Source organism: Ralstonia nicotianae, assembly GCF_018243235.1.
Classification (GTDB): Bacteria; Pseudomonadota; Gammaproteobacteria; order Burkholderiales; family Burkholderiaceae; genus Ralstonia; species Ralstonia nicotianae.
This window is the reverse complement of sequence record NZ_CP046674.1, coordinates 2,784,428-2,798,706: the sequence shown is the minus strand read 5'-3', so window position 1 is coordinate 2,798,706 and position 14,279 is coordinate 2,784,428. Positions and strand designations below refer to the sequence as shown.

General features: G+C 69.1%; 11 protein-coding genes. 5 read left to right on the top strand and 6 right to left on the bottom strand.

Annotation, left to right across the window (positions count from 1 at the left end; translation table 11 throughout):
* Nucleotides 1-354 precede the first annotated feature (354 nt).
* The 3 genes from GO999_RS12720 to GO999_RS12710 are packed head-to-tail and all read left to right on the top strand — an operon-like array spanning nucleotide 355 to nucleotide 3,756.
* Nucleotides 355-846, top strand: coding sequence for a sugar dehydrogenase complex small subunit (locus tag GO999_RS12720; protein WP_011000724.1), 492 nt, complete (start codon nucleotides 355-357; stop codon nucleotides 844-846).
* Complete coding sequence (locus tag GO999_RS12715) at nucleotides 846-2,465, top strand: GMC family oxidoreductase (protein WP_211906289.1); 1,620 nt, start codon at nucleotides 846-848, stop codon at nucleotides 2,463-2,465. The genes GO999_RS12720 and GO999_RS12715 overlap by 1 nt, the downstream gene beginning before the upstream one ends.
* Before the next feature lies 1 nt (nucleotide 2,466).
* Nucleotides 2,467-3,756 (top strand): c-type cytochrome, encoded by a 1,290-nt coding sequence (locus tag GO999_RS12710; protein WP_165591565.1) that lies wholly within the window; start codon nucleotides 2,467-2,469, stop codon nucleotides 3,754-3,756.
* A 6-nt stretch (nucleotides 3,757-3,762) separates the two neighbouring features.
* Here the strand turns inward: GO999_RS12710 and GO999_RS12705 are convergent, their stop codons facing one another.
* Nucleotides 3,763-5,985 carry an AsmA family protein gene (locus GO999_RS12705; protein WP_019717690.1) on the bottom strand — a complete coding sequence of 741 codons (2,223 nt, stop codon included), beginning with the start codon at nucleotides 5,983-5,985 and terminating at the stop codon, nucleotides 3,763-3,765.
* A 101-nt stretch (nucleotides 5,986-6,086) separates the two neighbouring features.
* Here GO999_RS12705 and tcdA point away from each other — a divergent pair, with 101 nt between their 5' ends.
* Nucleotides 6,087-6,989 carry a tRNA cyclic N6-threonylcarbamoyladenosine(37) synthase TcdA gene (gene tcdA, locus GO999_RS12700; protein WP_165591564.1) on the top strand — a complete coding sequence of 301 codons (903 nt, stop codon included), beginning with the start codon at nucleotides 6,087-6,089 and terminating at the stop codon, nucleotides 6,987-6,989.
* Between the two features lie 104 nt (nucleotides 6,990-7,093).
* Here tcdA and katG read toward each other — a convergent pair whose 3' ends face one another.
* The 4 genes from katG to trxA form a co-directional block, all read right to left on the bottom strand.
* Nucleotides 7,094-9,268, bottom strand: coding sequence for a catalase/peroxidase HPI (katG, locus tag GO999_RS12695; protein WP_165591563.1), 2,175 nt, complete (start codon nucleotides 9,266-9,268; stop codon nucleotides 7,094-7,096).
* A 253-nt stretch (nucleotides 9,269-9,521) separates the two neighbouring features.
* The gene (locus tag GO999_RS12690) at nucleotides 9,522-9,935 is read right to left on the bottom strand and encodes a bacteriohemerythrin (RefSeq protein WP_016723380.1); all 414 of its coding nucleotides are present in this window, start codon (nucleotides 9,933-9,935) and stop codon (nucleotides 9,522-9,524) included.
* An 84-nt stretch (nucleotides 9,936-10,019) separates the two neighbouring features.
* A complete protein-coding gene (locus tag GO999_RS12685) occupies nucleotides 10,020-10,685 on the bottom strand; it encodes a DsbA family protein (protein WP_165591562.1) in 666 nt (221 codons plus the stop codon).
* An 8-nt stretch (nucleotides 10,686-10,693) separates the two neighbouring features.
* Nucleotides 10,694-11,536, bottom strand: coding sequence for a thioredoxin (gene trxA / locus GO999_RS12680; protein ID WP_020831441.1), 843 nt, complete (start codon nucleotides 11,534-11,536; stop codon nucleotides 10,694-10,696).
* A 186-nt stretch (nucleotides 11,537-11,722) separates the two neighbouring features.
* On the opposite strand from trxA, the gene GO999_RS12675 reads away from it, so the two are divergent.
* On the top strand, nucleotides 11,723-13,429 hold the full coding sequence (locus GO999_RS12675) for a long-chain fatty acid--CoA ligase (RefSeq protein WP_016727141.1): 1,707 nt from the start codon (nucleotides 11,723-11,725) through the stop codon (nucleotides 13,427-13,429).
* 55 nt (nucleotides 13,430-13,484) lie between these two features.
* On the opposite strand, the gene GO999_RS12670 is transcribed toward GO999_RS12675, so the two are convergent.
* Nucleotides 13,485-14,270 carry an ankyrin repeat domain-containing protein gene (locus tag GO999_RS12670; RefSeq protein WP_011000735.1) on the bottom strand — a complete coding sequence of 262 codons (786 nt, stop codon included), beginning with the start codon at nucleotides 14,268-14,270 and terminating at the stop codon, nucleotides 13,485-13,487.
* Nucleotides 14,271-14,279 lie beyond the last annotated feature (9 nt).

The window sequence follows — 14,279 nt, the reverse complement described above, 5'->3', positions numbered from 1 at the left end:
CGGCCGCGCAGTGCGGCAGGCATTGCGATGGCTGCCGCCGGTTGTGGTGCCCTCGGCCAGGGGGCGTCCACGCGAGCATCATGATCGACTTGGCAAATATCGCTGGGTTGTCTAACGTACTCGTGCATGGCTTGCTGCCCCTTCGCAAGTCGCGCGTCCCGGCCGGGCGCCGGCCGGATCGCCATGGGGCGTGCCTGCTGGGCTGTCGCGCTGCATGCGCGGTTCGCTCGTGCCGCTCCAGAGTGCCTGCATGCCGTTCCGGTCAGGCAACGTGCATCACCCGCGTAGCGCGAGGCGCAAGGCGAACAGCGAACGGCGCGCCCGCTGCTGCAACGATTCCAATAAGGTGTCGACATGCACACCCGTCCCCCCTCCAGTGACGGCGACGACCCGGCTGGCCTGACACGCCGCCAGTGGTTGCAGAGCGCGCTGGCTGCCACTGCCGCAAGCCTGGTGGGTTCGGTGACCTTGTACGCGGTCGCCCAGGCGCCCGGCGAGCCGCTCGATGCGTTCATGGGATTGTCACAGGCGCTGACCGCCCGCTCCGCGCTGGACCGGGCCGTCGGCGCGCGGCTGCTGGCGGCGTTGCAGCAGGCGTCGGCCGGCTTCGCCGCGCAGCTCCGCCCGCTCGCGCAGTCGCTGGCGGCCGGCACGCTCTCCGGGCTGCAGCAGGAGACCGCGCTGCGCATCCTGCAGGCGTGGTACACCGGCGTGGTCGACGGCACGGTCGTCACCTATGAGCAGGCGCTGATGTACGGCGTGGTGTCCGACATCCTGGTGATCCGCACGTATTGCCCCAACCGCCCCGGCTTCTGGGCCGAGCCCCCCGTGGAGAAGCAGAGCTGATGGCCGAGACCCGACAGGCCGAGCAGGCCGATATCGTGGTGGTGGGTTCCGGCGTGGCCGGCGCGCTGGTGGCGTACGAGCTGGCGCGCGCGGGCAAGTCGGTGCTGATGCTGGAGGCCGGGCCCCGTTTGCCGCGCTGGGAGATCGTCGAGCGCTTCCGCAACCAGGCCGACAAGATGGATTTCATGGCGCCGTATCCGTCCACGTCCTGGGCGCCGCACCCGGAGTACGGGCCGGACAACAACTACCTGATCCTCAAGGGCGAGCACAAGTTCGACTCGCAGTACATCCGCGCGGTGGGCGGCACGACGTGGCATTGGGCGGCCTCCACGTGGCGCTTCCTGCCGAACGATTTCAAGCTGCGCAGCGTCTACGGCATCGCGCGCGACTGGCCGATCCAGTACGACGACCTGGAGCGCTACTACGGCCGAGCGGAAGCGGCGCTGGGCGTGTGGGGGCCGAACGACGAGGAACTCGGCTCGCCGCGCAGCCAGCCGTATCCGATGGCGCCGCTGCCGCTGTCGTTCAACGAGCGCACCGTCAAGGACGCGCTCAACGCGCACGATCCGGCCCTGCGCGTGGTCACCGAGCCGGTGGCGCGCAACAGCCGCCCGTACGACGGCCGACCGACCTGCTGCGGCAACAACAACTGCATGCCGATCTGTCCGATCGGGGCGATGTACAACGGCATCGTCCACGTGGAGAAGGCCGAGCAGGCCGGCGCGCGCCTGATCGAGAACGCGGTGGTCTACAAGCTGGAGGTGGGCGCGGGCAAGCGCATCGTCGCCGCGCACTACAAGGACCCGAAGGGCGTCGACCACCGGGTCGAGGGCAAGTGGTTCGTGCTGGCCGCCAACGGCATCGAGACCCCCAAGCTGATGCTGATGTCGACCGGCGCGGATTTTCCGAAGGGTGTGGGCAACCGTTCGGACATGGTCGGCCGCAACCTGATGGACCACCCCGGCACCGGCGTGAGTTTCTACGCCGACCGCAAGCTGTGGCCGGGCCGCGGCCCGCAGGAGATGACCTCGCTGATCGGCTTCCGCGACGGACCGTTCCGCGCCACGCAGGCGGGCAAGAAGCTGCACCTGTCGAACATCTCGCGCATCGAGCAGGAGACCACGCGCATCTTCAAGGCAGGCAAGCTGCTCAAGCCTGCCGAACTGGACGCGCGCATTCGCGACCAGGCCGCGCGCTACGTGCAGTTCGACAGCTTCCACGAGATCCTGCCGCTGCCCGAGAACCGCATCGTGCCGAGCGCGACCGGGACCGATGCGCTGGGCATTCCGCGTCCCGAGATCACCTACCGTATCGACGACTACGTCAAGCGCAGCGCCGTCCACACGCGCGAGGTCTATGCGACGGCGGCCAGGGTGCTGGGCGGCACCGACGTGCAGTTCCACGACGACTTCGCGCCCAACAACCACATCACCGGCGCGACCATCATGGGGTCGGACCCGAAGGACTCCGTGGTCGACAAGGACTGCCGCACCTTCGACCATCCCAACCTGTTCATCAGCAGCAGCGCGACGATGCCGACGGTCGGCACCGTCAACGTGACGCTGACCATCGCGGCGCTGGCCCTGCGCATTGCCGATCAGCTCAAGAAGGAGGCGTGACATGCGCCGTGCCAAGGCCGCCTCGTTCCTGCTGCTGTCCGTGCTCGGCGCGGCCGCCGCGGCGCGGGATGCCGACACGCCCGCCGACGCCGCGCAGATCAAACGCGGCGAATACCTCGCCATCGCCGGCGACTGCGTGGCCTGCCACACCGCGCCCGGCGGCAAGCCGTTCGCCGGCGGGCTGCCGCTGCAGATCCCGATGCTCGGCACGATCTATTCGAGCAACATCACGCCGGACCCGAAGACCGGCATCGGCAAGTGGCGCTACGAGGATTTCGAGCGCGCGGTGCGCCAGGGCGTGTCGGACGACGGCGAGAACCTGTACCCGGCCATGCCGTATCCGTCGTACGCGAAGATCAACGACGCGGACATGCGCGACCTCTACGCGTATTTCCGCTACGGCGTGGCGGCCGTCCAGTACGCGCCGCCGCCCGGCACGATCCGCTGGCCGCTGAACATGCGCTGGCCGCTCAAGCTGTGGAACCTGGCCTTCCTCAAGCGCGCGCCTTACCTTCCCAAGGGCGACATGACGCCGACGTGGAATCGCGGAGCCTACCTGGCGCAAGGGCTGGCGCATTGCGGCACCTGCCACACGCCACGCGGTCTCGGCATGCAGGAAAAGGCGATGGACGAGCGCGGCAAGGGCTATCTGGCCGGCTCCACGCTGGCCGGCTGGTCGGCGTACAACATCACCTCGGACCCGGTCAGCGGCATCGGCGGCTGGAAGCCGGAGCAGATCGTGCAATACCTGCGCACCGGCAGCGTGCCGGGCGTCGGCCAGGCGGCCGGGCCGATGGGCGAGGCGGTCCAGCACAGCTTCTCGCGCATGACCGAGCGCGACGTGCGCGCCATCGCCGAATACCTGCGCACCGTGCCCGCCGTCAGCACCGGCGCGCAGCGGGCGCGCCACGGCTGGGGCACGCCCGCCACCGATGTGATCGCGCTGCGCGGCAAGCCGATCGAGACCACCATCGATGCGGCGCGCCTCTATCTCGGCAACTGCGCCACCTGCCACCAGGCGGACGGGCGCGGCACGCCGGACGGCTACTATCCGCCGCTGCTGCACAACTCCGCTGTCGGGGCGCGCGACACGCGCAATCTTGTGCAGGTGATGCTGCACGGCATCGAGCGCCGCGCCGGCGACCGGCACATCGGCATGCCGGCGTTCGGGCGCCAGCTGTCGGACGCGCAGCTCGCGGCATTGGCCAACTATGTGACGAGGCAGTTCGGCGATCCGGCGACGCCGGCGCTGACGGCGGATGAGATCGCCAAGCGGCGGATGCCGCAGTAGCGGGGGCTAGCCTCCCGCCGTGGTCGGGTCGCGCAAAGGCAGTGCAGGCTGCCGTGCAGGCGCGGCAGCCGGGTCCTTCGGCGAGCCGTCCGCCGCGCGGCCGGTCTGGCCGCTGCGGTACACCTTGCCCGGCGGCGGCGCGGTGGGCCGCTGGCGCACGTCGGCCAGCAGCTTGCCGCACGGGCTGTCGGGCGCGGGCTGGAGCTCGAGCACTGGCAGCACCGCCGCCACCGGCGCGGCAAACGCCAGCGCCACCGCGCCGCCGGCGCGCAGGGCCACCACCGCCGGATTGACGGACACGTCCGGATGCTTGTACGTGCCCTTCACATACAGCGGCGTGCGCAGCGAGAACACCCGCAGCCCCTTCGAATCCGGGTGGATGGTGAAGTCCAGCGACTCGTGCTTGAAACTGGTGGCGCCGGTCACGTCGATCACCGCGTCCTGCGTGTCGACCACGAAGGTGCGCGCCTGCGCCAGGCCGTCGCTGACCGCGAAGTCGCCGGCCGCGCAGTTGATGCTGACCTGCTTGTCGCCGAACAGCTTGGTCAGGATCACGTTGCCGACGTTCAGGCCCATCGCTTCCAGGATGAACTTGCTGACGGTGCCTTGCTCGACCAGGATCTTCAGCTCGCCGTTGGACGCGCCCAGCAGCGCGGCGACCGAGTTGCCGGTGGCCGACAGCCGTGCGTCGCCGTTGATCTCGCCGATGCTGGCGTGCATCGACTCGATGTTCGGGAACAGCTGCCGGATCTTGAAGTGCCGCGCTGCCAGCGCCGCGCTCGCCTGCATCGGCGCGGACTGGCCGTCGAGCCGCAGGTTGGAGGTGAGCGTGCCGCCCGCGACGCCGAAGTTCAGCGGGTCCAGTGTCAGCACCGCGTCCTGCAGCTTGATGTGGGTGACGAGATGGTCGATCGGCAGGTCGGCGGTGCGCACGATGCGCTCGCCGGTGAACTTCACGTCGGCGTCGATGGCGTTCCAGCGGTCGGTGCGGAACGGCTCGACCGGCAGCACCTTGTCGGCCGGCTGGCGCACCGGGGCGTCGCGGCGCTGCTTGCTGGCGTTGGAGTCGGCGCCGATGATCGGGGCCAGGTCGGCGAACAACAACTGGTGCGAGACCAGCTCGCCGGTCAGTTGCGGGCGCTGTCCCGGCTCCGGGCGCATGGCGAAGGTCAGCGTGCCGCCCAGGTCGGAGCCGCCCACGCGGCCGGTGAATTGCTCGTAGCGCCAGCTCGAGCCCTGCCGGCGCAGCTCGCCGATCAGCCGCCCGCGCGTGTCGAACGGCGGCGTGTCGGGCAGCACCACGCCGGTCAGCGGATACAGGTGGGCCATGCTCGCGCCCGACAGGTGCAGGCGCAGGTCCAGCGCGGTCAGGCTGGATGGGTTGGTGAGGGTGCCGGCCAGGTCGATGCGGGTCTTGCCGACCGTCACGTCGGCCTGCAGCGGGTAGGGCCGGCGCGCATCCTGCAGCCGCAGCACGCCGCCGGCCTTGCCGCTGCCGCGGATGGCGGCGTTGTTGTAGGTGCCCTTGACGGTCCAGGCGATGCCGTAGGGCTGCTGCGGGTCGGGCGCGGCGGGGGCCGTGGAGGCGGCCGCGCCGGACGCGGTCGGCGTCGCCGGCTCGCTGCCGCGGATGGCGGTGCCGCTGGCGGCGGTGTACAGCGCCTGGTTGTCGACCGTGTCGAGGGTGGCGGCCAGGTGGATGCGCTTGACCTCGTCATCCAGCTGGACCGAGCCCTTGCTGAAGGCGATCTCGCGCAGCTCCAGCTTCCAGTCCGAGGGCTGGCTGTCCTGTGCGCCGAAGTGGAAGGTCCAGTTGTTGCGGTTCTGGCTGTCGCGTTCGAGCGCGATCATCGGCGTGTCGAGCGTCACGCTCGGGATGACGATGCGGTGCGCCAGCAGCGGCAGCGCCTCCAGCACGAAGGTGAGCCGCTGCACGGTGGCCACGTGCGGCTGGCGTGCCCAGTCGGGGTTGCCGATGGCGATGTCGCTGGCGATCAGCCGCGGCCACGGCACGTAGGCGCGCCAGCCGGATTCGCCTTCGGGCTTTTTCCACGTCAGCGCCAGGTCGCCGTTGATGGCGAAGGGGCGGCCGACGGCCTGCGACACGTGGTCGTTGAGATAGGGCTTGGCGCGGTTCCAGTCGAACGTCAGCACGAAGACGATCGCCGCCGCCACGATGACGATGGGGGTGATGCCCAGTCCGAGGATGACTCTGGCGGAAGTGCGCATGGCGTTCTTGTCGGCGAGGCTTCTTATTGGCGGCGTGGCACGGGGTTTCGGACCGGGCCCGTTGTTATATAGTTCGGCGCAGTCCCGAAATCCATTGTGTCATGAGTCACGTAGCAATCAGCGCGCCCGCGCATCCGCCCGCCCTGGATGACGAATACGCCCGCCGCTTCGGCGGTGTCGCACGGCTGTATGGCCCGCAAGCGCTGGAGCGCTTCGCCGCGGCGCACGTCTGCGTGATCGGTGTCGGCGGCGTCGGCTCATGGGTGGCCGAAGCACTCGCGCGGTGCGGCGTCGGCAGGCTGACGCTGATCGACCTCGATCACATCGCGGTCTCCAACACCAACCGCCAGATCCACGCGCTGGGTGACGCCTACGGCAAGGCCAAGGTCGATGCGATGGCCGAGCGCATCGCCGAGATCAACCCGCGCGCCGAGATCAGCCGCATCGACGATTTCGTCACCGTGGAGAACGTCGATGCGCTGCTCGGCCATCCGTTCGACTACGTGGTCGATGCCATCGACGCGGTCAAGGTCAAGACCGCCATCGTGGCCTTCTGCCAGCGCACCGGCACGCGCGTGGTGACTTGCGGCGCGGCCGGCGGGCAACTGGATCCGACGCGCATCCGCGTGGCCGATCTCGCGCGCACCATCCAGGACCCGCTGCTTGCCAAGGTGCGCGGCAACCTGCGCCGCCAGCACGGCTTCCCGCGCGATCCGAAGGCGCGCTTCGGCATCGATGCGGTGTATTCGGACGAGCCGCTGCGCTATCCGGAGCCGGAGCAGCAGGCCTGCGCGGTGGAGGTGCCGGCCGAATCGAGCCACGCGGGCATCGATGACCTGGCGGCGGCGGGGGCGATCGAGGTGGTCAACGCACCGCCGGCGCCGCAGCCCTCGCGCGGGCCGCAGGGGCTGGCTTGCGCGGGCTTCGGTTCGTCCGTCTGCGTGACGGCGGTGTTCGGCATGGTGGCGGCGTCGACGGCCCTGCGCGCGATCGCGGCCGTGTGATGCCTGCTGTCGGTGTCGGCCGGAAAATGGGAGCGGCCGATCCTGCGACCGGCCGTTCCCGTGGCTGCCCGCGGCCTCAAGACCTTGAGGCCGCCCTTTCGTGATTACGCGAGATCGAAGCGGTCGAGGTTCATCACCTTGTCCCAGGCCGCGACGAAGTCACGGACAAACTTCACCTGCGCGTCGGCGCTGCCGTAGACCTCGGCCAGGGCCCGCAGCTGCGAGTGCGAGCCGAAGACGAGATCGACCCGGGTGCCGGTCCACTTGAGTGCGCCGGTTGCGCGGTCGCGCCCTTCGAACACGTCCCGTCCGTCCGTCGCCTTCCACTCCGTGCCCATGTCGAGCAGGTTCACGAAGAAGTCGTTGGTCAGCGATTCCGGCCGCTGGGTGAAGACACCGTGGCGGGTCTGCCCGATGTTCGTGTCGAGCACGCGCAGGCCGCCCACGAGCACCGTCATCTCCGGCGCGGTCAGCGTCAGCAATTGCGCCTTGTCGACCAGCAGGGCCTCGGCCGGCAGGGTGTACTTGCCCTTCTGGTAGTTGCGGAAGCCGTCCGCGATCGGCTCGAGCACGGCGAAGGATTCCACATCGGTCTGCGCCTGCGCGGCATCCATGCGCCCCGGCGTGAAGGGCACCTCCACCGCATGGCCGGCGTTCTTCGCTGCCTGTTCGACGCCGGCACAACCGGCCAGCACGATCAGGTCGGCGAGCGAGACCTTCTTGCCACCAGACTGCGCGCCGTTGAACGCGCCCTGGATGTTCTCGAGCGTCTCCAGCACCTTGGCCAGCTGGGCCGGCTGGTTGGCTTCCCAATCCTTCTGCGGCGCGAGACGGATGCGCGCGCCGTTGGCACCGCCGCGCATGTCCGAGCCGCGGAAGGTGGACGCCGATGCCCAGGCGGTCGAGACCAGCTGCGAGACCGACAGCCCCGAAGCCAGGATCCTGGCCTTGAGGGCGGCAATGTCCTGCGTGTCGATCAGCTTGTGATCCACGGCCGGGATCGGGTCTTGCCAGATGAGCGCTTCGGCCGGTACTTCCGGGCCGAGATAGCGCGCGCGCGGGCCCATGTCGCGGTGGGTCAGCTTGAACCACGCCCGCGCGAACGCGTCGGCGAACTGCTCCGGATGCTCGTAGAAGCGCCGCGAGATCTTCTCGTAGGCGGGATCGAAGCGCAGCGAGAGGTCGGTGGTCAGCATCGTCGGCAGATGCTTCGCCGACGGGTCGTGCGCATCCGGAATGGTCTCGGCGGCGCCCTTGGCGACCCACTGGTGCGCGCCGGCCGGGCTCTTGGTCAGTTCCCACTCGTAGCCGAACAGGTTCTGGAAGAAGTTGTTGCTCCACTGCGTGGGCGTGGTGGTCCAGGTCACTTCCAGGCCGCTGGTGATGGCGTCGGTGCCCTTGCCGGTGCCGAAGCGGCTGCTCCAGCCCAGGCCCTGTTCTTCGATGCCGGCCGCTTCCGGCTCCGGCCCCACGTTGGAGGCCGGACCGGCCCCGTGGGTCTTGCCGAAGGAGTGGCCGCCCGCGATCAGCGCGACCGTCTCTTCATCGTTCATCGCCATGCGGGCGAACGTCTCGCGGATGTCCCTGGCCGCCGCGATCGGATCGGGGTTGCCGTTCGGGCCTTCCGGATTGACGTAGATCAGGCCCATCTGGACCGCGGCGAGCGGGTTCTCCAGATCGCGATCGCCGGTGTAGCGCTGGTCGCCCAGCCAGGTGGTTTCGGAACCCCAGTAGACATCCTCTTCCGGCTCCCACACATCCTTGCGCCCGCCGGCGAAGCCGAAGGTCTTGAAGCCCATCGACTCCAGCGCGACGTTGCCCGTGAGGATCATGAGGTCGGCCCACGAAATGTTGCGGCCGTACTTCTGCTTGATCGGCCACAGCAGCCGGCGCGCCTTGTCGAGGTTGGCGTTGTCGGGCCAGCTGTTGAGCGGCGCGAAGCGCTGCTGGCCGGCACCGGCGCCGCCGCGGCCGTCGCCGGTGCGGTACGTGCCGGCGCTGTGCCATGCCATGCGGATGAACAGCGGGCCGTAGTGGCCGAAGTCGGCCGGCCACCAGTCTTGCGAGGTGGTCATCAGCGCGAGCAGGTCTTGCTTCACGGCCGCCAGGTCCAGGCGCTTGAAGGCTTGCGCATAGTCGAAGTCCGTGTCCATCGGATCGGACTTGGACGAGTGCTGGTGCAGGACCTTCAGGTTCAGCTGGTTGGGCCACCAGTCACGGTTGGATACGCCGCCGCCGGCAGCGGCATGCTTGAAAGGACACTTGGATTCCGTCGTCATGTGCGTTCTCCTGTGGGCATCTGCGCTTGATCGCCAGCGCAGTTCGAGGTTTAAGGATCGTCCAGCGCAGAGTACTGCCTTTCATATTGCGCAGGGAAATTGGTTTATTTGATGACCGCGCATTAAAAAAGCTAAGGCCCGTGTCCTTGGCGGTACACGGTTTCGGCAAGACCTGCTGCGCCTGCCGCAAGCACAGGCAGCGGCGCATCTTGTGTGGACGCGCGTCGGTGGCGCGATCCGACGCGACGCCGGCCTAGGCCGCCGCTTCTTCGCGCGCGTCGGGGCCGCGCTGCGCGAGCCAGGTGGTCATCATCCGGTCCATCACGTCCACATGCTGGGCGAACCATTCGGGCAGTTCCGTGACCAGCCGCCGGCCCAGCGCCATGTCGCCGTCGGCGGCGCGCCTGCGGACTTCGCGGCACAGCGCGAGCACGTTGTCGTGCTCGTTGCGATGGCAGTGGAGCGGGGGAAAGTCCGCCGCCTCCATCCAGGCGTTTTCTTCGGCGAAGTGCACTTCGGTATGGGCGATGAACGCATCGAGCGCGGGCACGAAGTCGGCCTCCGATGCGTCGGCGACGGCGTTGAGCAGGGTGCAGAACGCCGCATGGTTGGCGTCGGTGGCGGCGTCTCCGAGATGGAGCGCCTCGGACCATTGGATCACGGGCATGACGGGTGATAAGCAAACAGCGTGGACAAGGCCGTCAGATTAGCGGACACCCCCCGCCATGCCGTTTGACGCGAGGCAAATCCGTTAGCCGGCGTCGGGGGCCGGGTGCTGCGCCAGCACTTCCACGGCGCGTGCGTACAGCGCCACCGATGGCGCGTAGCCGCGTCCAATCTGGTACAGCGTGCCGGCCTGTTCGGCCAGCAGGCTGGGGAAGCCCGTGATTCCCCAGCGGCGCGCCAGGCGGAAGTCTTCCCGCGTTTCGTTGCGCAGCGCTTCGGAGTCGAACACCGTGTCGACGTGATCCGCCGCCAGGCCGCCGGCGATGGCGATCTCGCGCAGCACCTCGGTGCGCGTGGTGTCGCGGCCTTCGGCATAGAAGGCATGCTGGATCGCATGGAAGCAGGCGAGCACGCGCTCGTCTGTTTCGTCCCAGTATTCGCGCGCCATCACCACGACGCGGCAGGCGGGCTCGGTGTCGTAGACGAAGCCCTCCCGGCGCATGGCCGCGTCGGGCGCGTGGCTGAACGGCACGCCGCTGCGCTCGGCCACGGCGTGCCAGTGGTGCAGGATCTCCTCGCGCTTGGCCGCGGGCAGCGGCTCGCGCTGGCCCGGACGCAGGCCGCCGGTGACGAGGGTGACGGGCACCGGCGTGCCCAGCGTGTCGGCCAGCCGCGCGCGCAGGTCCGCCAGCTGCGGGCCGAAGCCGTAGCACCACGAGCACATCGGATCGGCAACGTAGATCAGTCGCATCGGCAGCCTCAGTTCAACCTGGACGCCAACTGACGGCGCCAGAGCGAGACCGCCTGTGGGTCGCGCATCAGATCGAATACCGAGACCATGGTCTTGCGGCCGATGTCATCGCGGAACGCGCGGTCGCGCTCGACGATGGCGAGCAGCTGTTCGAGCGCGGCCTCGTAGTCCTGAAGTGCGATGTACTGCTGCGCCAGGTCCAGGCGGGCCTGCAGGTCGTCCGGCGCGGCGGCGATGCGCTGGTGCAGCGCATCGGCATCGGGCAGGGCGCCGGCGTGCTCGGCGGCCTCGAGGCGGGTCTGCAGCGGCGCATGGCGCTCGTCCTGCGGGGCCCTGGATGACAGCAGTGCGAATTCATTCTGCGCGGCACGGACATCGCCGGTGTCGAGCAGCAGGTCGATCAGCGCGAACCGGGCCGCATCGAAGCCGGGGTCGTAGGCGAGCGCATTCTGGAAGGCTTCGCGCGCGTGCGCGAGCGCGTTCGCCTGGCGCGCGGCCAGGCCCTCGCGGTAGGCCACTTCGGCCGGCTGCGGGATCACGCGGTCGAGGAACCCGCGCAGCTGCGATTCCGGCAGCACGCCGACGAACTGGTCGACCGGCTTGCCGTCCACGAAGGCCACCACGTGGGGAATGCTGCGCACGTTGAAGTGCGCCGACAGTTCGGGGCTCTCGTCCGAATTGACCTTGGCGAGCTTCCACTTGCCGACGTATTCGTGCTCCAGCTTTTCCAGCATCGGGCCGAGGGTCCGGCAGGGGCCGCACCATGGCGCCCAGAAATCGACCAGCACCGGGACTTGGCGAGATGTTTCGATCACTTCCTGTGCGAAATTCTGTGAGGTGACGTCGCTCATCGGCGGGGTTCTCCAGGAAAAAAGCGGCCGGCACGACGCATGCCGGCGGGGGTGTCCTGCATTCTACTTGGGGCCTGCCGGCGCGTTTTCCGAGGCATGCACATCCATGTCGCGACAACGGTTGAAAATAGAACGATCGTTCAGATACCATCCGGTAAAACAAAAGACACACCCCGGAGACATGGCATGACACGACCGCACTTCCGATTCTGGCCCCGGCGCCTGCCGACCCATATCACCGCGCCGCAGACGAGCCTGTGGTTCAACCTGGAAGTGTCGGCGCGGCGCTATCCGGACAAGGATGCGATCGTGTTCTACGGCCGCCATGTCCGCTATCGCGAGCTGCATGACGATGCGCTGGCCGTGGCCGGCTGGCTGCAGCAGGTGGCGGGCGTCGGCAAGGGCGACCGCGTGCTGCTCTACATGCAGAACTGCCCGCAGTTCGTCGCCGCGTACTACGGCATCCTGCGCGCCGACGCGGTGGTGGTGCCGGTCAACCCGATGAACCGGCCCGAGGAGTTCAAGCACTACATCACCGATGCCGGCGCCAGCGTGGTGATCTGCAGCGATGATCTCGCCGCCAACGTGACCGCCGCCAACGCCGACCTGCCCCAGGCGCAGCGCGTGCGGCACCTGCTCGCCACGTCCTATGCCGACGCGCTGCCGGCCACCTGCGACCATTCCGAGGATGTGCCACCCGCGTGGCTGACCGCGGCGCATCCGCCCCAGCCCGGCGCGGTTGCGTGGAAGGACGCCCTGGCGCAGCGCCTCGTGCCCGGCCCGCACACCGCCGGGCCCGACGACCTGGCCGTGATGCCGTACACCTCGGGCACCACCGGCTTTCCGAAAGGCTGCATGCATCCGCATCGCACCGTCATGCACAACGTCGTGGGCGGCGCGCTGTGGTCGCAGGCCACGATGGAGGGCGTGAGCCTGTCGATCATTCCGCTGTTCCACGTGACCGGCATGCAGTACGGCATGAACGCGCCGATCTACATGGGCTCCACCGTGGTGATGCTGCCGCGCTGGGACCGCGAGGTGGCCGGCCGGCTGATCTCGCGCTACAAGGTCACGCACTGGACCAACATCCCGACCATGGTGATCGACTTCCTGGCAAGCCCGCAGCTGGCGGCGTTTGATCTGTCCAGCCTGGTCTACATCGGCGGCGGCGGCGCGGCCATGCCGCAGGCGGTGGCCGAGCGCCTGCACAAGGCGTTCAACCTGCTGTACCAGGAGGGCTACGGCCTGTCGGAGACCATCGCACCCACGCACAGCAACCCGGCGGACCGGCCCAAGCTGCAGTGCCTGGGCATGCCCGTCTTCAACACCGACGCGCGCGTGATCGACCCGCAGACGCTCCAGGAGCTGCCGCCGGGCGAAGTGGGCGAGATCATCGTCAACGGTCCGCAGGTCTTCCTCGGCTACTGGGGCAAGCCGCAGGCCACCGCCGAGTCCTTCATCGAGTTCGAGGGCCAGCGCTTCTTCCGCACCGGCGATCTGGGCCGGATGGACGAGGAGGGCTACTTTTTCCTGACCGACCGCCTCAAGCGCATGATCAACGCCTCGGGCTTCAAGGTCTGGCCGGCCGAGGTGGAGAGCCTGATGTACAAGCACCCCGACATCCAGGAAGCCTGCATCATCGGCACGCACGACGCCTATCGGGGCGAGTCGGTCAAGGCGGTGGTCGTGCTCAAGGCGCATGCCAGGGGCAAGACCACCGAGGAAGACATCATCGGCTGGGCGCGCGACAACATGGCCGCGTACAAATACCCGCGCGTGGTGGAGTTCGTCGACGCGCTGCCCAAGTCGGGCACGGGCAAGGTGATGTGGCGCACGCTGCAGGAGCAGGAGAACGCGCGCAACGCGGCGGCGGAGAAGCCGGCCGCCGCCTGAGGCGCGGGCCGCCGGTGTGAAGACGAGGCAGAGGAAGGGGGCGCGGCCCCCTTTTTCAGTGGCCGCGCGCCTTGAACAGTAGCGCGCCGATGCCGTGGAAGCCGCGCTGCCGCGCATGGCGCATCGGCGTGATGCCGCCGCGGTCGGGCAGGTTGGGATCGGCGCCGCCGTCGAGCAGCAGCTGCACGGTCTTCTCGTATTTGTCGCTGCCGTCGCCCAGTGCCACGGCTTCGATGAGCGCGGTCAGGCCCAGGTTGTTGGTGGCGTTGACCGGCACGCCCGCCTTGACCAGCTCGTTCACCACTTCCACGTAGCCGCGCCGCGCGGCCGGGATCAGCGCGGTGTCGCCGTCGGCATTGGTGGCGCGCAGGTTGGCGCCGTGCGACAGCGCCAGCCGCACGGTCTCCGCATCGCCCTGGGTGGCCGCCAGCAGGAAGGCGCTGCTCTGGGCGTTGTCCTGCAGATTGACGTCGGCGCCGGCCTGGATCAGCAGGCGGGCCGCCGCGCCCATGTGGGCATAGAGCGCCGCGATCAGGGCCGTGCGGCCTTCGGCATCGCGCGCCCTGAGGCTGGCGCCGTCGGCCAGCAGGGACTGGATGGCCATCGTGTTGCCGGTCTGCGCGGCGACGATCAGGTCGTGGTCGCGCGTGGCGGAGTCGGCGCGGCGGGCGGCGCGGGCGTCGGGCCCGCTGCCGGCCGGGACGACCTTGGCCGGCGTGGTCGCCCGCACCGACGGCAGGTGCCGCTCCTGCCAGGCGCTCGCCATGTCGCCCAGTGCCAGCGCGATGCCCAGCATGATGCCGAGGACCTGGTTGAGCGCGGGGTGCGGGGCGAGGAGCATGGTAGGTTG